Genomic DNA, 18,832 nt, shown 5'->3' on the forward strand with positions numbered 1-18,832 from the left:
CATGTCGTACCGCAACCGCCCCCCGAACAAGACCCGCTCGGACTCGGTGACGAACTCCTCCCGCGCCTTCGCCTTCCTGCCCCACATCGGCACCCCACCCTTCCACCCCTCGACGCGCCACGTGTCCATCCCACCACTACACGTAGCCGCCGCGCATCCGAATTAGCGCGGGAAGCGCCGGTGCGGGCAGCAGGGCGCCGGAGCGGCCCGCCCCCACCGCGACCGGCTCCCGCTACAGCTCGGACGCCCCCCACTCGCTGACCGCGACCTCGTCGCCGACGGCCAGCCGACCGGTCCTGAGCACGGCGAACTTGGCGCCGAACGCGACCCCGCCCCCGGTCGCCCGCCGGTAGCCGGCCAGGGTGCGCAGCGGCTCAGGCCCGGCCTTTCGCCCGGAGCCCTGGTCGACCATCGTGACGGCACAGCGGATGGCGATCTTCGCGTAGCCGAGATCGGTGTCGCCGATCGTGATCCGGCGGGCGCGGTCCTCGGTGTGCGGCTCGTCCCAGCCGTCGACCACGATGTTGGCCCGGAACCGGTTCATGGGCAGCGGGGGCGCGCCCCGTTCGGCCAGCCGCCGGTCGAGCAGGCGCAGGCTGGCCCGGGAGGCGAGGAGCAGCGCGGTGCCGTCGGCGTACCCCGCGGTGCCCGGCGTGCTGCCGGTCGTCACCCGGTCGTGCTCCGGTGGCACGCGCACCAGCCTGCTGGCCGCGCCGAGCACGTCCGACAGCCACTCGGCCACCGCGTCGCCCTGGTCGATGCCCCGGTAGGCCCGTCCGAACATCTCCACTCCCCGGCGGTCGCCTTCGGTGTCGACGTCGACGCCCACCGCGCCGTGGCCCGGCGCGGTGAGCGTGAGCCGCGCGCCGTCGTCGCTGATCGCGGGGCGGATCAGCGCCATGCGCGGGTCCCGCCGCTGCGACCGGAACCGGCCCGTCGCGCCGACGACCATGAAGCTCCGGTCATGGGCGAGCCCGGCCGGGGTCAGTCGCGCCTCGGCGACGGTCACCCCGGCGCACCCCTTCACCGGGTAGTACGACAACTCGGTCACCTGAGCCATGCCTGCCTGCCTATGCCTGCCGACCTTCCGCACCGGTCAACAGCTGCGCGTCAAACGCCTCGTCCTCGTCCTTGGCCCCGACCGCACCGTCCGGCACGCCCTCTTCCCGATCGCCGACATCCCCGGCGCGGTGACCCAGGCCCTCGCCTTGGCCACCGCAGGTCACTGACCCACCCGGCCGTCGATCCGCTCCCGCAACAGGTCCGCGTGGCCGCAGTGCCGCGCGTACTCCGCGATCTGCGCCACCAGCAGATCCCGGAGCTGGTGCTGCCCACCCGGTTCCGGCCCGTAGTCGGAGAACCCGGCATTCCAGGCGCCGAGATCGGGCACACTGGCGATCAGCCGGTCGGAGAGCTCCACCTCCGCCCGCCACTGCCGCCAGGCCTCCTCCACGACCGCCGGATCGGCGACCGCGCCGTTCCAGTCCCCGTCCCGATCCTCCTCGGTCCGGTACAAGCGCGGCGCGTCCTCCCCCGCCATCACCCGCCGAAAGTGCCGCTCGTCCTCGACCAGGTGCCGCACCAACCCGAGCAGCGACATCGTCGACGGCGGCACGGACCGCCGAGCCATCTGCTCGGCATCCACCCCGGCGCACTTCATCTCGACGGTGAGCCGGTAGTACCGCAGGTAGTCGAGCAACATCCCGCGCTCATCACCGGGATCCACCTCGGTCTCCCGAGGATCGTCATCCGGATCCACCCACATGTCGGGGTAGACCGTCGCCTTCGTCCACCGCTCCGCCGTTGGCTCACTGGAGTTCTCACCCGAGACCATGCCGAGCATGGTGACGCGCACGGCGACGGGACCGCCACCGAATAAGGGGCGCCCTGGCAGGGGCTCACCTCCCGGGTTCACCGGCCCTGACCGAGCGGTGGAAAGCCGCGCTCGACGTCCGTCGAACGGGACCCGCGCCCGCCGGAAAGGAGGAACGCGATGCGGTAGGAACCCAAGCTCGCATGGCGCTGAGGGGGGAACTCACAGCGGTTCGTCCCTCTCGGTTGTGGGCACGGAAGCCCCGTGCCGACCCGGCTCACCAGCGAGCCGGCACGGGGTTGGATGGCCGCCCCTGGGGTGATGAGGAGGGCTCCCAGAGGGCGGCCGGCCCGGCGGGGGCCTTGGGGGTTGTCGGATCCCGCCGGGGGCATCAGGGCGCCTCGGTCTCGTACAGCGCGGCAGACCACGCACGGCCCGCGGCTATCAGGCAGGCCGTGCTCAGCAGGAGCCACACGATCAGCAGCGCCAGCACGACGCAGGCCGCGGTCACCGCAGCATCACCTGGAGCAGGACGGCCGACATGTAGCCAGCCACCCACGCGACCATCACCGGTAGCGCGAGGCCGGCGATCCGGCGTCGCGGTCGGCGGTGACGAGGGCAGTCACGAGCCATCGGCCGCCACCAGGTCGTTCGCGTTCGCGGTCCACTCCCGGCCGCTGCCGTCCACCGGCCGCACGTGCGCCTCGACCCGGACCACGCTGTTCGTCTCACGGTCGATGTGCTCGAGCACGGCCACCAGCCGGCCCACTCGCCCGGTCGATGGATCCTCGACCAGCTCGCCGATCAACTCGTGGGGGGCCCAGCGCACGCCCGTGTCCGGCTTCACCGCGCGACCGCCTTCCCGGCGTGCCAGGTGCAGGTGGTCGCGTGGTCGTCATCGGACACGATGCCGAGTCCGCAGTAGAGACACTTCACCGGCTCGTCCGGGTCGACGGCTCCCTCCAAGCCCGTGATGAGCGTGACGGCGTCAGACGGTGGCTCAGCGTGTGGTGGGATCACGTCCATGGTCGGCTCCACGTGAACGGACAAGCTGGGTGACGCTCACATGATTTCGCCGTGACAAGGCCCCAACTATCAGTCCTTACTGATAGTTGGGGCCAGAGGTTCGCGGAGCGCTACATGCCCAGCCAGGAGCCGTATCCGACGAAGGTCTGCGGCAGCTGGCGCTTCGCCGCGTCCAGGCCGGCGTAGGTCTCGCGCACCGTCGGGTGGTAGCGGGTCTGCTGCGGCGCCAGCCGGCGTGCCTCCTGCAAGCTCTTGAAGGCGCCCTCGGTGTCACCAGTCCAGAGCTGGGCGCGGGCGACCTCGGCGTGGTGGTGTGCCAGCCTGCTCGGCGGCCAGTCTTCCGGAGCGCCTACGGTCGCAGCGCTGCGCACGGCTTCGTCGTACTCATCCAACTCGGCCAGGACCGACGTCCTGTGTACGGCGACGTTCACCGGGCCGAACGACAGCCAGTGCACCTTCTCGGCCGGCCCGGTCAGCTTGGCCAGCCGCTCGGCCTCGGCCAGGAACCCCTCGGCGGCCGTCTTGTCCTGGTCGCGGGCCGCGAGTACGGCCGACCCGAGGTGCAGTTGGCCCGTGACGACGTCCCGCTCTCGGCCCGCCTCGGTCTGTTCCAACGCGCGCATCCCGAGCCGCACGAGCTGCTGACCGCGCTGGTACTGGCCGCTGCGCAGGTAGGCCAGCGCCCTCATGTACTGGCGCATGCTGCTCAGCACCGGATCGCTGGCGCGGTGCGCGGCCCAGTCCATCCGGTCCAAGGCCACCGTGCAGAGGTCGGGGAAGCCCAACTTGCTGGTGACGTCGTAAGCGGTGCGGTAGGTGCTGGCCAGGAGCTGCCACGCGTCCGTGCTGCGTGCGACGTGCGCCGTCGCGGTCGCCTCGTAGATCAGCCCCGGCAGCTCGGCGGCGGCGCGCTTGAGGTCCGTCCTCCGCACCAGCGCGCACAACTCCTCGGCGTGCTCCACAAGGTCGGCGAGCGGGCGTGGGACGACATCGTCCTCGGGCTCGTAGTCGTAGACGTCGAGCGCCTCGCGGATCGGCTGGATCAGGCCGTCGAGCTGATCCTTTCTCAGCTCATCCATGTACGGCTGGCCGGTCAACTCGGTCACGGGCACCGACAGGGCGCGGGCGAGGGCGTTCACCACGGCCGGGCTGGCAGGCAGGATGCCCTGCTCGATCTTCGTGATCGTGGAGTACGACACCGGGGCGAGGTCGGCCAACTCCTTCTGGGTCAGCCGACGGACCTTGCGCGCGCGAGCGATGCGCGCCCCGGTGTGCTCGTCAGAGCGATGTGGCATGCTGAACTCCGTTCTGGGTGACAACAGGACGGTACTCCCCTCAGCTTGGGGGGGAACAGCGAACGGCCCCTCCCGCGATGCGAGAGGGGCCGTTGAGCGTCCCGGCCGTAAGACCGGGGACTAGCAGGGGCGTGCAGCCCTGCGACATTCGCAGCAGGGGGGCCACCCGGGTCTGCGAGGCACCGGCACGATACGCCCGGAATGGCCGGAAAGCACCCACCGTGCGGCACCTTCTGTGATTCGCCCCCGTGAGCGATTACCCGGCGGACATGGAGGCCCTGCGCGGCATCATCGCGTGGCTGGAACAGAAGCTGGCCGCCGCCCGCCAGGCGCTGGCCGAGGCCGAGCAGCACCTGGGTTGATGGGTGCGGTGGCTCCGCCGGCCGCACGACCAGCCCCGGCGCGGCGTGCTGCACCGTGCAGGATGCTGGCTGCCCGGCGTCCCGGACCTCACGGCTGCGCAGGCGCGCGCCACGCTGGCTGAGCACGGGGAGCGGATCGAGCGGTGCGACGCGTGCGGGCCCAAGGTGCCAATCGGCTGAAACCATCCGAACTGGCTGCCGAGGCGTTTATCACCCCTGCGGCATGGCGAGTTGCTCCCTACCAAACGAAGGGGAGGGCACTGTGAGACGGGTACTTGCCTCATTGTCAATCGGCGCCATCATGGCCACAGGCGCCCTGGCGACGGCCGCCCCGGCCCAAGCCGATGTAGCAGACTGCACTGGCTACCTCCATGACGTCGGGTACGCAGTGGGGTACGACGCAACGCGGGCATGTCAATTCGCCGAGTACAACGAGATCGGCGGCCACGTGCTGTGCTACAACCTGCTGCGCTCACTGGGGGTGACGACGCGGCACGCGGATACGGCCTGCACCCTTGGCACGTTGTGACCCCCGTCCGGCCGTGACGCCCGAAACGTAAACGCTGAAGCGCCCCGCCCTCCCGAAGGAGAGCGGGGCGTGTGCGATCGACGCACAGATGGCACAGCCGAGCCTGCCACCCAGGCCTGACAACGGCGGTCGCCACTGGCGCCGGGCCGGATCCAGCGCGGCCGCGCCGAGGAGCCCCGGCCCCAAGCAGCATCCCGGATGGTTGACCTAGCGCCGCTGGCCGCCACAGTGGTGGAGTGAGCTCGTCACAGACGGCCCTGGTGGCCGTACTTCTCCTGGCTGTCGCGGGTTTCAGCTACTACCTGGCCTGGAGGAGCGCCGACCGGCGGCCGCCGCGCCCGTTCGCCTCCTGCGACGACACTGGGTACGTCGGAGGTTATCCGTGCGTGCGGTGCGGCCCCTTGGGCCACAACATGCCGCCGTGAAGGGCGGCGTCACCTGACCTACTCGGCCGCGCCCTGGGCTTCGCTGAGCACGGCCTGCTTGAGCCGCATCCGCGCCTGCACCCGGTCCGACCCCGAGAACGACTCCCAATACGGATGGGTGGCCGTAGCGGCGGACAACTCTTGCAGCCGGCGGTGCAGCACATCCTCGGCCTGTCCATGCTCCGGCGTCCAGCCGGTGTCGGTGCGGTGCTCGATACCGGCCGTGTCCTCGTAGGGGCGAAGCGGAATGGCGGCGAGTCGCTCCCACGTCTGCTGTTTCTCGCGTTCGGCGGCGAGCAGGTCGGCGGGGAAATCGGTGTCGGTGTCGGCCACGACCCGCATGGTACGGGCGTGCGAAGCGCCGCGTCTGTGGCGCCGAACTCGTTCACGCCGTGATCCGCACCACCAGCGGGCGCCCGCCGGAACGCGACGAAGCCCCCGCCGGCGGCCGTGAGGCCAGCGACGGGGGGCGATGCGTGATGGCACGAGGCCATCCCGTTGATCACTTGGGCCAACCGCCACCCTTGGGCAGGTTGACGTTCGTGGGCGATACCTCGCCCTTCGGCCAGGCGTCGGCCGAGGCCGTGCCCGCAGTGAACGCCAGCGCAGCCGCAGCGGCGGCGATGACGAGCGCAATGCGTCGCATCATGATCCCCTCCTGGGTAGCTCACTTGCCAAAAAGCTACAGACAGGGCCTGCTTGGGGGCACTGTGCACGATGTTCACCTTTGCTGGTCAGTTGTGCACGATGTGCACACCTGGCGGCACGGTCACCACTGCCTGCGCGCGGGGGGTCGAGCGCGGCCGCGCCGAGCGGCCCCGGAGGCGTAGACGGATCCGGCGCCGAGGTGGCCGCACACGCGTACTCCGTGCCCTCCGCAGCCTGCGTGCACCGGTACGACGTGCCGTCCGGGCTCGTCCACGTTCAGGACGACGGCGCCGGTCCGGCCGGGCCGCGCTCACCCTCCGGACCCTGCTCGCCCTGCGGTCCCGGGGCCCCGGCTCGCCCGCCAGACCGGGTGGACCAGCAGGGCCTCCGGCGCCGTCTGTGCCGTCCACCCCGGGGGCGCCTGGGGCGCCCTCCGCACCTGGCTCGCCCTCGGCTCCGTCCTGGCCGCCGTCGCCAGCTCGCCCCGGCCGACCGGCCGGGTGTCGTTTCCCGTCTCGCGGTCAGTGCTGTCGCCGGGCGAGCAGTCGGCGTCGTGCCGCAGTCGTTCGGCGACGCGCCGCCGGACGTCGCCCATGCTGATGCCGGGGCCGCGCGGGTCGACCTTCCCCGGCTGCCACTCCAGGTGGCCGATCACGCTCGTGTCGCCGTCCTTGCCCCAGCCGTGCGCGCGGCAGAGGGCCGCGGAGGCGCGCACGATGGCCTCGACCTGGGCGGCGGGCCAGGTGTCCTTGTTGTCGCCGAGGTTGACGCACTCGAAGCCGTAGAAGTGCGTGTTGCCGTCGGTGTCGGTCTCGTTGTCGGCTGGCAGGTCGCGCTCGGCGATGACGGCGGCCAGCACGTCGCCGTCGCCCCTGCCCGCGTGGTTGGCGCGGCCGTGGCCGACGAGATACACCGTGCCGTCCTTGGCGATCACGCCGTGGCACAGCGGGCCCGGCAGGTCGGAGCGGCCGTTGTAGCACAGGGCCACCGAGGAGTCGGTGCCCGAGGTGACCGTGTGATGGATCATCACGCCGTGCACCGGACCCCAGGCGCCGGCCCGGTTGCGGTTGTGCGTCCCTCGACCGGCTGCTCCAGGAACGCGCCACTCCCAGATAGCCGTTTCAAGATCCACTCCCAGCTCACTCCCAGGCTCTTTTCGAGACGCAAAGAGGCCCCCTCCCGAATAGGGAGGGGGCCTCTCACCTGCTGTTTCACCGTCGGGGTGGCGGGATTTGAACCCACGACCTCTTCGTCCCGAATGAGGTCCGGTTGGTGAGCCTGCCAGCAGCGACGACATTTCCGCAGGTCAGACGCGGGGAACGGTTGGTCTCGCGTAGGCTCGAAGGGGCTCGGGGAGCGGGTTGGCTCCCCGATGGCTCCCAGTATCGTCTCCGAACGGCTGCAGGGGCCACCTCATTCTGCGGTGCTGGCTCACATGAGTCCTCCACCTGCCGCCCTTTGAGAGGAGCCTCAGAGTCCGCCCACGAAGATTGGACTCGGTAGACGCCGACCGCGAATTCTCTCACCGCGTGATAGCGGGACATCAGAAAGTGCATGCGCGAGTGCGCAAGGAATGCTGTGTGCGACGAGCGGCCTGCGAGCGCGTACAAGGCGAGGTTGCCAGCCGCTGACGCGGCACTCCTCGAACGCATGATCTAAGATCGAGTTTCAGCCTGTGCGGCAAATGTAGCGGCCCGGAGGCGGCGAGTCAACGAGTCGGGCCTAACTCTCATATTGGCCCTCCTGGGAAGCATTCCGGCAGTCAGCCTTAAAAGGCGTTGAGTAGCCGTAAATCGAACTTCCGCTTGCGCTCGGTAGATCTGCTGTCCTAGCTTTCTTGCACTGGGTCGAGGGGGCGGGGAACAGCATCGCTCGGCGTCCAGGAAACTCGTTTTTGATTTCAGGGGAGGGCGTCTTCAGCGTGGAAGACGTGATCGAAGCCTGCGTCGAGGCGTTGCTGGAGGACAGTGAGCGCCTTGGCCGACTTGAGCGCGCTCACGTAGTGCAGGTGGCCAGCCGCCGGGGTATTGATCCACAGCGGTTGGGCCGTGTCCTGGCCGTCCTGCGTGAGCACGGGGTGCTGAGCGAAGAAGCGCAGAACAACGCTTTGGCCAGTGGCGGAGCCGAGGCGGACGCCAGGCCCACGGGATTCAGCGGTCGAGAACAGTCGGACGCCTACCCGGGGCGGCTGGGACGTCATCGGATCCTGGCGGCCGAGGAAGAGGTGGCGCTGGGGCGACGCATCCAGATGGGGCTGCGGGCGGAGGAGTCTCTGAGGACGGAAGAGCCCGCGGTCGACTGTGAGGCGTCCGGTGATGTGGCTGAGCTGATTCGTGACGGCGAGGAAGCTCGCAAGACACTGGTCCGGCACAACGTACGCCTTGCTATCGACATCGCGAGGCGCTATCTGCCGAGTGCTGGCGACCTGGAACTGGATGACTTGATCCAGGAAGGGGTTCTCGGTCTCAACCGCGCGGCGGAGAAGTTCGATCCGACCATGGGTTACAAGTTCTCGACGTACGCGAGTTGGTGGGTGCGGCAGTCGGTAACCCGGGCCATCGCGAACACCGGCTCCGTGGTGCGCTTGCCGGTGCATGTCCGTGACGACCTGCGCCGCGTGGAGCAGTACGCGCGACGTTTCGAGGAGCGCAATGGGCGCTCCGCCACCGTGGTGGAACTGGCCGAGGGGTTGGGGGAGAAGCCGGAGAATATCCGCGCACTGCTGGACTACTCCGCCCCGGTTATCCACCTGGATGTTCCGGTAGACGAGGAGGGCGGCGCCACGCTCGGCGATTTGGTACTCGCATCCAAGGTGGAACGGCCGGAGGACGAGATCATTCGGCGGCTCTTGAAGGATCAGATCTTGGGGACGATCGGCGCCATGCTCACTGACGCCGACCCACGCTTGGCGCGGTTGTTGGAGGGACGGTTCGGCCTGGACGGCGAGGATCCCATGACGCTGGAGGCGCTGGGCAAGGAATTCGGCTGCACTCGTGAGCGAGTGCGGCAACTGGAGAAGAAATTGCTCGAGCGTCTGCGGGATAGCTGCCGCCTTAAGCGGCTGACGCTGGAGTTTTTGGCGATGGAGGCGGCGTGACGCAGGACGCGGTGGATGCACAGAGCCGGTTCGTGGACTGGCTCGACAGCCAGGTAACCGCGGAGGGTCGAGGCGATCGGGACGACGTCCTGGACGCGGACCCTGCCGGGGTGTACTGGTTGGGCCGGCTGGCTCCGGAAAGCGAGGCGGCCACAGTACGCAGGGAGCGGCGCATGGACCCATGCGCGATTGGCCTGCGAGTGCGGCCTGAGGGCGAGGGGCCATGGACCTTGCGGGCGCGCGTGCGGGCGCTGGCCTGGAACCAGGTGCGGGGTTCGGAGGGACGAGGCGAGAAGTGGGAGAAGACGGCGTCGATCGACGTAGTGTTGCCGATCGAAGTCCCCTTGGGCGCTGCGGGAGCGGCCTTCGGCGGGCGCCAGATCGCCGAGGCCCTTGATGCCGCGGGGGCGGTGGGCTCGTGTGCGGAAGTGCGCGTGACAGATGAGTCCTGGCGCGGCAGTCCTGAGCTCGTAGTGGAACTCGTGAACACCACGCCTGAGGGTTCACGTCAGCGAGGCGAGCGCCATCTCTTCGAGGTGGAACTGACGGTCCTCGACCTGTTGACCACTCCCTTCCTGCTCGAATCCCTGCCCGAGAGTTTTCGCTACGACCGGCGCCTGCCGGCCATCGGCATCAACTGTGGCGTTGCTGTCCGGAGCGCCAATGAACTTGTAACGACCGATCAGGTGGTTGTTGATCGATACCGTCCTGAATACACCTTTGAGCGAACCGACGCACGGCTCCTGCCGTTGACCTTCGAGAACCTTGCCCAAGAACCGGTGGCCACCCTCGCGCGACTGGTGGAGGCGTACGAGGCATGGGGGCTTGAGCACTGGTCTTCGGAAGCCTTGCAACGCCGCGCCACAGAGGAATCTTGGAAGCCGGAGATGCTTCAAGAAGCCGTGGAAGCCGCTGCGGAGCATACGGCCGAACTCCAGCGGCTACGTGCGGGCGCGGCCGTTCTGGAACGGGACGCCGATCTACGCCAAGCCTTCCAGCTCATGAACCGTGCCATGCGCCGCGCGGCCCGTGGGCGCTACGCCGGCTGGCGCCCGTTCCAGATCGGCTTCATCCTCTCAGTGCTGCCCTCCCTGGTGAATGAAGGTGAAGACTGGCAGCAGGTGGAGATCGTGTGGTTCGCCACCGGTGGCGGCAAGACCGAGACGTATCTCGGTCTGCTCGTCCTAGCCGCCTTTTACGATCGGCTACGCGGGAAGCTCGCAGGCATCACGGCCTGGAGTCGATTCCCGCTACGCATGCTGTCCCTCCAGCAGACCCAGCGCTTCGCGGATGCCCTGGCCGCAGCCGAGCTGGTGCGTCGCGAATGCATGATCGGTGGAGAGCCTATTTCCCTGGGTTACTTCATCGGCGCTGGCGCGACCCCGAACGAAGTCCCTACCGCGCCCACCGATCACAACCCCATCGACGTGGACGAACCTCGTATGGCGGACCGTTACCAGGTCCTCACCGCCTGCCCATTCTGCGGGTCCAAGGAGATCCGCATGAAGTTCCACCGCGGTGACTGGACCCTGCGTCACCTGTGCGTCGCGACTGGGTGCCCCAGCGAAGGCAAGCCGCTACCGGTGTACGTCGTCGACCAGGAGATCTATCGCTTCCTGCCCACCGTTGTTATCGGCACGCTGGACAAGGCCGCTCTGATCGCCATGCAGGGAGGCATGCGGGGATTCTTCGAGGGGCCGGCCGGGCGCTGTTCACGTCCCGGCCATGGGTTCACTTACGCGAAGCGAGCCAAACGGCCAACCGGCTGTCTGGTCCCCGATTGTCCTGGTGACACCACCCCCCTGGCAGCTCGGGACCGTGCGCGATTCGCCCCCTCCTTCCGACTGCAAGACGAACTGCACCTGCTCCGGGACTCCCTCGGCGCGGTGGACTCTCACTACGAGTCGTTGCTGGACGCCTTGCAGACGGAACTCACCGGCCGAGCCCCGAAAATCATCGCCTCGTCGGCGACTCTCACTGGATTTGAGCGCCAGGTGAAGGTCCTGTACAACCGACGAGGGCGTGTCTTCCCGGTTCCAGGGCCTTCCGCTCGCGAGTCCTTTTGGTCTCGTGAGACGGATCGGCTGCTGCGCAGGTTCGTCGCGGTGTGGCCGCGCGGGGTCACACTCGAGTGGGTTTCAGACCGTACTACGACCATCCTCCAGCAGTCCGTACGCCGCCTGCTCGACGAGCCCCAGGCCGTATGCGCTCAGGCAGGCGTCGACCTCGTCCACGTGCCCATGCTCCTGAACCTCTACGGCACTCATGTCGTGTATGGCAATACCGTGCGCGATGTCGAGGCCGCCCGGCGCTCTCTCGGAACCCAGGTCCCCGTAAGCCCACTCAACGCCGCCCAACTCACAGGGCAGACTCCTTTCGAAGAAGTGCGCGAGACCCTGCAGCGCCTCTTGCGCCCGGAGGCCAACTTTCTGGAGCGCCTGCACGTCGTCACTGCGTCCTCGATGATCTCGCACGGCGTGGACGTCGACCGGCTGAACGTGATGACGGTGCTCGGTGTGCCGCTGACAACCGCGGAGTTCATTCAGGCTACGGCCCGCGTAGGACGCGCTCATCCCGGCTTGGTTTACGTCATCCACAAGATCGGCCGCGAACGAGACTCCGCCGTCTTCTCCCAGTTCCGGCCCTTCATCGAGCAGGGCGACCGCTTCGTGGAACCCATTCCCATCACCCGCGCCAGCCGTCGTGTACTGGAGTTGACTACCAGCGCGGCAATCGAGTCCCGCCGTCTGTTCGTCCACGAACCGCGTTCTGCTGGCGGACGGTTGACCACCGTGGACCTGCTTCGCAAGTTCACCACCCAGACAGGCTTGACCGCCGAGGAGGAGGCCAGAGCTTGCGCCGCCGCCCTGGGCGTGGCTGAACAACACCATCTGGCCTTCTCCGACGTTTCCCGGCAGCTCGAGACTTACTTCATGCGCCTCGAGAACCCCGGAGACGGAGCCAAGTGGCCCAACCAGCTGCTCGCGCGCGCCCCCATGCGTTCCCTGCGCGATGTCGAAGCCCAGATCCCCGTCAGCGACGACTAATCACAGGGAAGGCACAGCGATGAAGGACGAGCGCAGCGGATCCCAGATCCTCTACAGCTTCCTCCCGCAGCAGACCGCTGACCTCAAGGGCGGAATCTGGCGCACCACCGAATGGAAGGACCCGCGCCCCGTTGATGTCGAGGACTCGATCATCAGAGGCCGCCTAATCTCCGAACTCGAGGGCTGGGTGGGCCGCGGCTTGGACGCCACTGCGGTGAACTACCTGCGCGCGGGCGGTCCGGTCGAAGTCGTCGGCGTTAATCCCGAACGAGGAGTGCGCGTCGAGCGCTTTCCCTTGGTATGGGTGTGCAGAGTGTGCCGGCGTGTAGAGACCGGCGCCGCCAAGACCTGCCAGTGCGGGAATAATCACTGGCGACAGCTGCACTTCGTCGGATTCCACGATTGTGGACTGCTGGAGCAACCAGCGATTCCTCTATGCCGTGAGCATCGGCAGGTCCGCATGCCCCATCAGTCGAGCATGGACGCCGCGCGCATCCGATTCGAGTGCCCCGTCTGCCAGAAGGAGATCCAGAAAGGCTTCGCATGGCGCAAGTGTCCCTGCGGGCGTAGGTACTCCGAGGCCAAGAACGCTGAGTACCTGCGCTACAACGTCCATCGATCCGCCAGCGTTTATACGCCCCAGACCTTCACGCAAATCAACCCAGCAAGCCGCGCCGCGATGCGCCGTGTAACCGAGTCTGGGGGACCGCGTCGTGCCTTGGTTTGGGCCTTGGGTGGTTTTGAGGACTCCCGGCCAGGCGCGGGCCGCCAGACCGAGACCTCCCTAGTCGACCAGCTCGTCGCTTCTGGGCTGACCCGCGCGGTTGCCGAGAAGATGGCCGCTGTGGCTGGCGAAGCAGGTGAACTGGGTGCTGAGGAAGACCTCGGCGAACTCGCCAGTGCCCCCAGCCTGCAAATCGAGGCCGCTGAACGGGAGGCCGTAGACGTCGCCTTGGCGGCGACCGAGAAGGGCTCCCGCCAGCGCATTGCCGACCTCATCACCCCTGCGACTCCGCTCGCCGTTCGAACCCGCTATGAAGGCGATTATCCTGCGGCTCTGCGGCGCGCTGGCCTTTCGGGGGTGGATCTGTTCACAGATTTCCCCGTCCTCAAGGCCGTATACGGGTATACAAGAGGCGGAGGCGAGCCTGGTAACTCCCGCCTTAGTCTGTTCACGGGAAAGAGCGGACGACGAATCTATGCTGATCTACGATCCACTGAGGCGCTGTTCTTCCGCCTCGATCCGCTCCTAGTCCACACCGTCTTGCGTCAACGCGGGCACGTGCTCCCGCCAGCAACTGACGCGCGCACCGCCCGCACTGTTCTCGCCGCCCACGTGACCCCGCCTTCTCGCTTTAGTGACCCGGAGGACGCCTCGCCTGTCGGCCGGGACCTTCTCACCCTTATCCACTCCTACGCACACCGGGCTATCCGCCAACTCGCTGTCTTCGCTGGTGTCGACCGAGAAGGACTGGGCGAATACCTCATCCCTCGACACAACGGCTTTTTCGTTTTCGCTGCCAGCCGCGGCGATTTCGTCCTGGGTGGCCTGCAAGCTGTCTTTGAGAATGACCTACACATTCTGCTCGGCAGCATCGCCGGCGCCGAATCCAGGTGTGCCATGGATCCGGCCTGCGAACGTAATGGCGGCGCTTGCCCCGCCTGTTTGCACCTAGGCGAGCCAGCGTGTGACCACTTCAATCGATACCTGAACCGCACTGCCCTTTTCGGCCCCGACGGCTTCCTCGCCACCACCGCACACCACAAGTCATAACTTGAACGCCATCGCCTCGGCGCTCGCCCTTCCAGCCAGGTGGGGCGAGCGCCGGCCTCATCCTCCAGGACCTTGGCCTGCGGAGCTGGGCGGCTGTGGATGATCCGGAGGGTCGTGATCTATGGCATCGTGGTCAGGTCGGGATTATCGATCATGGAGCGGTGCAGGTGATCGAGATCGACGCCGCAGTGATTCGCCAGCTGAGTATGACGCTCGCGCACGTGCTGGGGGATCGTCTCGCCGTCCCTGGTCGTGATCACGATGCCGGGGCGGGTAGGTGAGTCGATGGCCTCGTTCAGCGCTGCCCAGATGAGGTCCTTCAGGACCCCGGCCTTACCCCAGCAGATGTAGCGCGTGGCGTTGCCGTCAGTGGCGAGACAGTGGTTGGGCTTGCCCTCTACCGTGTCCGGGACCACGGACCAACCAGCTCCGCAGAAGAACTGGACAACCTCGTCCGCCCCGCGGAAACGGCGGCGGACGTACGGGACGAAGTTGCCGATACCCTCCTGAGCCCTGGCGTACTCCTTCATCGGTACGTCCTTGATCCATACCCGGACGTCCTGGTCGCTGGCAAACCTTCGCAGCTCCCCGCCAATATCTGGGTCATCGAACCATCGGCGGTACTGAGCGGTCTTCCCGGGATTGCCCAGGAACTCCCAATCCAGCTCGTCGGCGGTGCGGTACATGCTGAGGAGGATGCGACGTCGAAGAGCTTCCGGAAGGTTGAGCTGCGGCAAGGCGGTTACTCCAAGGCGGCGAGGGCGGACGGGAACTGCAGGCGGTGCTCGTCGTACGCGGTTTCGAGACTGGCCGCGTCCTTGATCCACTCTTCCATAAGGGTCGCAACCCGTTGGTCGTTGAACTCAATTTGTGATGGGGCGACTTGGTCCAGGACTTCGACCTCACCACCCTCCAGGCTTCGCTTCATGTTGAGGGCCGCCGCGATGCGGCGTAGATCGCTGACGAAGTCGAGCACCGTCACCCGCTCCTTGCCCTCCCGGAGTCGCAACCCCCTTCCCAGCTGCTGGACGAAGATGCGCCGGGAGTGAGTAACCCGGGCGAAACAGAGGATGTTGACGTCGGGGACGTCCACCCCCTCATTGAGGATGTCAACCGAGGTGAGGATGGGGACGTCGCCGCTACGGAAGGCTAGGAGGCGGCTTTGCCTCTCACGTTTGGCCAGGCCGGCGTGTAGGGCCAGGGCCCCGGACCACAAGGGGGTGCGACGCAGTAGTTCGGCTAGTCGCTCGGCGTGCTCAACTGTGCGGCAGAACACGATGGCTCGGGGATTGGCGGTTGCTGCCCATGCGGCAGCCAGCTCATCTCGGATGGACTCGTCCCGCTGTGGCAGGAAGAGACGGGCGTTGAGGTCAGCTAGGCCGTACTCGTGCTCGCTAGCCGCTTTCACGACATCCCAGTCGACGTTGTCGACGAACAACCGGTAATCCACCTGTGCCAGGTAACCCCGACGCATGCCCTCCTCGATGCCGAGCGTGTAGCTCGCCGGCCCGAAATGGTGGCTGATGTCGTGCGAGTCTCCTCGCCAGGGTGTGGCCGTGACGCCGAACTGCCTAGCGGTAGATAGCACGTCGAGCAGCTCGTCGTACTGACCGTCCTCGCCGACGTGGTGAGCCTCGTCAACCATGACGAGTGCCGGCCGGTAGCCGAAGCGGGCGGCTGGCAGAGCGGAGCCCACCGTGGCACACGTCACTCCGGACAGGTCGTCCGGGCGAGTATCCCCAGTGAGGAGACGGGTCGGGATGTCCTTGGGGAGGTGTCGCCAGAGGGCGCGCTCCAGCTGCTGGACAAGATCCTTGGCGTGAGCGACTACGAGAACCTGATCCGTGGGGTGACGGCGGAGGTGCGCCGCGATGACCTCGCCGCCGACCACCGTCTTGCCGAGCCCCGTAGCCAGGATGAGCAGGGCGCGTCCGTGTGAGTCCAGGTCCTTGTCCAGGGCCCAAAGGGCTTCGGCCTGGTAGGGGCGAGGCGTCACCTCTCCGAAGCGGGGCGGGATCCCTTTGAAGCTGCGGGCGAGGTGACCGCCCTCCCAGAGGTGGATGCTGGGACGGATACGCGACAGAACGTCGACTCGGCGTCGGGTTTCCGAGCTGAAGCGGCTGTTAGTTACGACGACGGCCTGATGCGCGCTGTAGTGGTCTCGCGCGTTGTCGACCTCGTCCACGGCTTCAGCGCCGACGACCCCCCGTCGCTTCCACTTGCACTGGAAGACCCACAGCTCTCCCCTCCGACGAGCGAGGACGTCGCCACCCTCGTCACCGGAGCCATCGATAACGGCGACGTCCGTGAAACCGAGATGCCAAAGGAGCCGCTCGACACGCCTAGGGAACTGCAGTGGCCCGGCGTCGAGAAGTGGGCCCGGGTCCAGGAAGCTGTGCATCGCCTCTCCGATCCTCAGCTGTCGTCCGCGAGGTCACGGGCGATCAAGCGGCAGCTGACGCGAATGCGCCCCAACTCCTCTGGAGTGACCTTCGGCCGGTGCTGCGCGAGGAGCGCCAGGTCGCTCAGAGGGTTCATCAAGCGTTCCACGATCAAGTCGCGGGCGTCCGAGGCCGACAGCGCGGCATAGGAGCGTCGGAAGACCTTCCCGTCCATAAAGAGGGCCGGCGACTCGCTGATGACGCGCAGGACGGCACTGGCGGGAGCGAAACGGATGAAGTCCCCGTTGTTGACCGCCTCGTTCCAGTCGAGCCCGGGCTCGGACTCCAAGGCGAAACGCTCCTCGGCGGCCTCCCTCTCGTCCGCTCGTAGTTGCAGCCAGTGAACAGCGGGGGTCTCCGCGATCACCGGGGCCATCAAAGTGCGGATCCGCTCCAACAACCGCTCGGCCTCGTCGGCCATCGCGGTCGGTGTGAGGCGGGGGCTGGAGGAGCGCTCCTTGAACAGGAGCAGCAACTGCGACAGCGGCGTGGAGTTGTCGTTCTGCCGGACGCGCATGTACTCGGCCGCCTCCAGCAGCGCGATGTCACGCATGTCTGCCCCGTGCTCTCGGTAGAGCTGGTGATCGGAGTCGACGAAGACCTCCAGCTGCGGAGAGCGCAGCATGATGGCGAAGGCCGGGGTCTCCTGATCCTTGGCGTTGGTGAGTCGCTGGTCCCGTACGGCCCAGACCCTCAGTTCGATCCGACCCATCTCGGGAATCAAGTACTCGCCGGCGAGGTCGGGGAACTGGTCCGCGTTGTCGCGATAACGCTGCAGCCTTTGTTCGAAGGTTTCTACCGGCGCCGGATCGTCGGCCAGCGGTACGTCCTCTGCCCCGGGGACTTCCTGATCGCCGTTCTCCTCGCCAGGAGTGACGGGCCCAAGGCCCGGCAGGAGCTCGTCGGTGTCACTGTCCGAGTCGGAACCCGGGTCGTCCTGGTGCGGATGATCGTGGCCGTAGGCCGCCTCGTACCAGATATCGTCGCTCTGGTAGTCGGGATGGTCGTCCCGAAACAGCTTCGCCCACTGGACGGTCTTCTCGTGGATGGCTTCCTTGCCGTTTCCGGGTACCAAGTAGTTCAGGCCGGGGTCCTGGCGGCGGAAGCCTGAGTACAGGAGTGCGAGCGGGCCGTCGTTTTCCGGGAGCTGGCGCCGCTTGGCGATCTCCGGGCGCAGCGGACTCTCCCCACGAATGGCCCGCAGTACCTGGTGCCACTCGGCGGTCTCGAACTCGAACGCAGTCTTCTGGTAGTTCGGGGTGACGTGGTCGCAGTGGATCTCCCCGACGATGCGCCCAGTCGCGGCCTTGGAGTCGATCGGGTACTCGAGTTCTGGCTCGCCGAGGCCGTCCTCGTCGGTCCAGTAGAAGACCCGCTTGTCCTTGAGGAGGATCTTTCGGCCGTTGCGCAGGAAGTCGATGCCATAGTCCGTGCGGTGAACGTAGCGCTGGATCCCGAGCCAGCCCCAGATACGGCGGGAACGAACCTCAAGCCGGTCCTGGTCACACTCACGGCAGCGATCAACGTCGAGCGGGTTCCAGTACCCGCAGGCCATGCACGCCTTCTTGTCCGAGAGGGGGACGTCTATGCGCTGAACGGCGCTGATCTCAACGCCTCGCCGTGTGACGGTGCGCTTCTCATCCCAGACACACGGCTTCCTGGGAGGCAGCTTCTTGCCGTTGATCGTCAGTCGGAAGCCCCGCTCGGTGAGGAGGTAGCTGTACACATCACCCAGCTTTTCCCTGATCACCTTGAGGGCGTTGGGGCGACGAAGCGCCTCGAACTGCTCCCCCTTGAGGTCGCTGATGGTGATGACGGTCCCGTGCTCAGCAGGGTTCGCCTTGGGCACCTGGCGGTACGGAGCCTGGTACGCGGCCGACGCCTCGATCTGCGGAAGATCAAGCGTGACCTCGGTCCAGTAGGAGTCGCCGGAACGCCCTGTACGGACGACCGTCTTGCGACCGAGGCGGGCTGTCGCGATGTTGAAGCCCATGCCGAACAGACCGAGCGCGCCGTGTCGGCCGTTTCCGCTCCAGCCAGCGCTGATCGCATTACGCACCTCGTCCAGACTCATGCCTCGGCCGTTGTCCTGGACGATCACTTCAGCCGTAGACCGGAAGTCCTGCGCGGTCGGCAGCGAGATGCTCACGGTGGGCCTCTCGCCGCCCGTCTCGGGAGAGGACTGGAACACGTCGAAGGCGTTGTCCACGAGCTCGGCGAGGCACTGCCAGGCCGCGAACTCGATGTCCCCCAGGACACCGAGGATGCGGGGGTGCGGCATCACGTTGATGTACTGGCCCTCAGACATGCGTCGTCGCTCCCCGGGTGACCGCGTCGTCCTTGATGAAGTGCGTATGACCGGCGGGGACTGAGCT

14 protein-coding genes and 1 pseudogene are annotated in these 18,832 nt (G+C 67.2%); 4 read left to right on the top strand and 11 right to left on the bottom strand.

All coding sequences use genetic code 11. The features are described 5' to 3' along the window. Positions 1-232: 232 nt before the first annotated feature. Positions 233-1,060 carry an MOSC N-terminal beta barrel domain-containing protein gene (locus E1265_RS10150; protein ID WP_132929930.1) on the bottom strand — a complete coding sequence of 276 codons (828 nt, stop codon included), beginning with the start codon at positions 1,058-1,060 and terminating at the stop codon, positions 233-235. Between E1265_RS10150 and E1265_RS36945 the strand changes: the two genes are divergently transcribed. Further along, entirely contained in the window at positions 1,059-1,229 is a 171-nt protein-coding gene (locus E1265_RS36945; RefSeq protein WP_165953716.1) for a hypothetical protein, read from the top strand. The two genes, E1265_RS10150 and E1265_RS36945, sit on opposite strands and share 2 nt — an antisense overlap. Here the strand turns inward: E1265_RS36945 and E1265_RS10155 are convergent. The 7 genes and pseudogenes from E1265_RS10155 to E1265_RS10180 form a co-directional block, all read right to left on the bottom strand. After that, positions 1,223-1,834 (bottom strand): DinB family protein, encoded by a 612-nt coding sequence (locus E1265_RS10155; RefSeq protein WP_132929953.1) that lies wholly within the window; start codon positions 1,832-1,834, stop codon positions 1,223-1,225. The genes E1265_RS36945 and E1265_RS10155 overlap by 7 nt on opposite strands. A 601-nt stretch (positions 1,835-2,435) precedes the next feature. After that, entirely contained in the window at positions 2,436-2,660 is a 225-nt protein-coding gene (locus E1265_RS10160) for a hypothetical protein (protein ID WP_132929931.1), read from the bottom strand. Further along, positions 2,657-2,839, bottom strand: a complete 183-nt coding sequence (locus tag E1265_RS10165) for a hypothetical protein (protein ID WP_132929932.1) — start codon at positions 2,837-2,839, stop codon at positions 2,657-2,659. Before E1265_RS10165 ends, E1265_RS10160 begins: the two co-directional genes overlap by 4 nt. 110 nt (positions 2,840-2,949) lie before the next feature. Continuing rightward, positions 2,950-4,134: a helix-turn-helix transcriptional regulator gene (locus E1265_RS10170; RefSeq protein WP_132929933.1), complete on the bottom strand. Its 1,185-nt coding sequence runs from the start codon at positions 4,132-4,134 to the stop codon at positions 2,950-2,952. A 1,334-nt stretch (positions 4,135-5,468) separates the two neighbouring features. Further along, the gene (locus E1265_RS10175) at positions 5,469-5,783 is read right to left on the bottom strand and encodes a hypothetical protein (RefSeq protein WP_132929934.1); all 315 of its coding nucleotides are present in this window, start codon (positions 5,781-5,783) and stop codon (positions 5,469-5,471) included. A gap of 169 nt (positions 5,784-5,952) precedes the next feature. Next, positions 5,953-6,099 (bottom strand): hypothetical protein, encoded by a 147-nt coding sequence (locus E1265_RS36950; protein WP_165953717.1) that lies wholly within the window; start codon positions 6,097-6,099, stop codon positions 5,953-5,955. A gap of 558 nt (positions 6,100-6,657) precedes the next feature. Beyond that, positions 6,658-7,173, bottom strand: a pseudogene (locus E1265_RS10180) (peptidoglycan recognition family protein); the annotation flags it as partial. 846 nt (positions 7,174-8,019) lie between these two features. On the opposite strand from E1265_RS10180, the gene E1265_RS10185 reads away from it, so the two are divergent. The 3 genes from E1265_RS10185 to E1265_RS10195 are packed head-to-tail and all read left to right on the top strand — an operon-like array spanning position 8,020 to position 14,016. Continuing rightward, complete coding sequence (locus E1265_RS10185) at positions 8,020-9,195, top strand: sigma-70 family RNA polymerase sigma factor (protein WP_132929935.1); 1,176 nt, start codon at positions 8,020-8,022, stop codon at positions 9,193-9,195. Further along, positions 9,192-12,242: a DEAD/DEAH box helicase gene (locus tag E1265_RS10190; RefSeq protein WP_132929936.1), complete on the top strand. Its 3,051-nt coding sequence runs from the start codon at positions 9,192-9,194 to the stop codon at positions 12,240-12,242. The genes E1265_RS10185 and E1265_RS10190 overlap by 4 nt, the downstream gene beginning before the upstream one ends. Before the next feature lie 19 nt (positions 12,243-12,261). Further along, positions 12,262-14,016 carry a hypothetical protein gene (locus E1265_RS10195; protein WP_132929937.1) on the top strand — a complete coding sequence of 585 codons (1,755 nt, stop codon included), beginning with the start codon at positions 12,262-12,264 and terminating at the stop codon, positions 14,014-14,016. Positions 14,017-14,135: 119 nt separating this feature from the next. On the opposite strand, the gene E1265_RS10200 is transcribed toward E1265_RS10195, so the two are convergent. From E1265_RS10200 to E1265_RS10210, 3 genes are read right to left on the bottom strand one after another with little or no spacing between them, the layout of a single operon-like run. Continuing rightward, the gene (locus E1265_RS10200; RefSeq protein WP_132929938.1) at positions 14,136-14,702 is read right to left on the bottom strand and encodes a hypothetical protein; all 567 of its coding nucleotides are present in this window, start codon (positions 14,700-14,702) and stop codon (positions 14,136-14,138) included. A 56-nt stretch (positions 14,703-14,758) separates the two neighbouring features. Beyond that, the gene (locus E1265_RS10205; RefSeq protein WP_132929939.1) at positions 14,759-16,417 is read right to left on the bottom strand and encodes a DEAD/DEAH box helicase family protein; all 1,659 of its coding nucleotides are present in this window, start codon (positions 16,415-16,417) and stop codon (positions 14,759-14,761) included. Between the two features lie 14 nt (positions 16,418-16,431). Then, positions 16,432-18,765, bottom strand: a complete 2,334-nt coding sequence (locus tag E1265_RS10210; protein ID WP_132929940.1) for an ATP-binding protein — start codon at positions 18,763-18,765, stop codon at positions 16,432-16,434. Between the last annotated feature and the right edge of the window lie 67 nt (positions 18,766-18,832).

Origin of the sequence: Streptomyces sp. 8K308, from assembly GCF_004348315.1 — a bacterium.
In the GTDB taxonomy this organism is placed as follows: domain Bacteria; phylum Actinomycetota; class Actinomycetes; order Streptomycetales; family Streptomycetaceae; genus Streptomyces.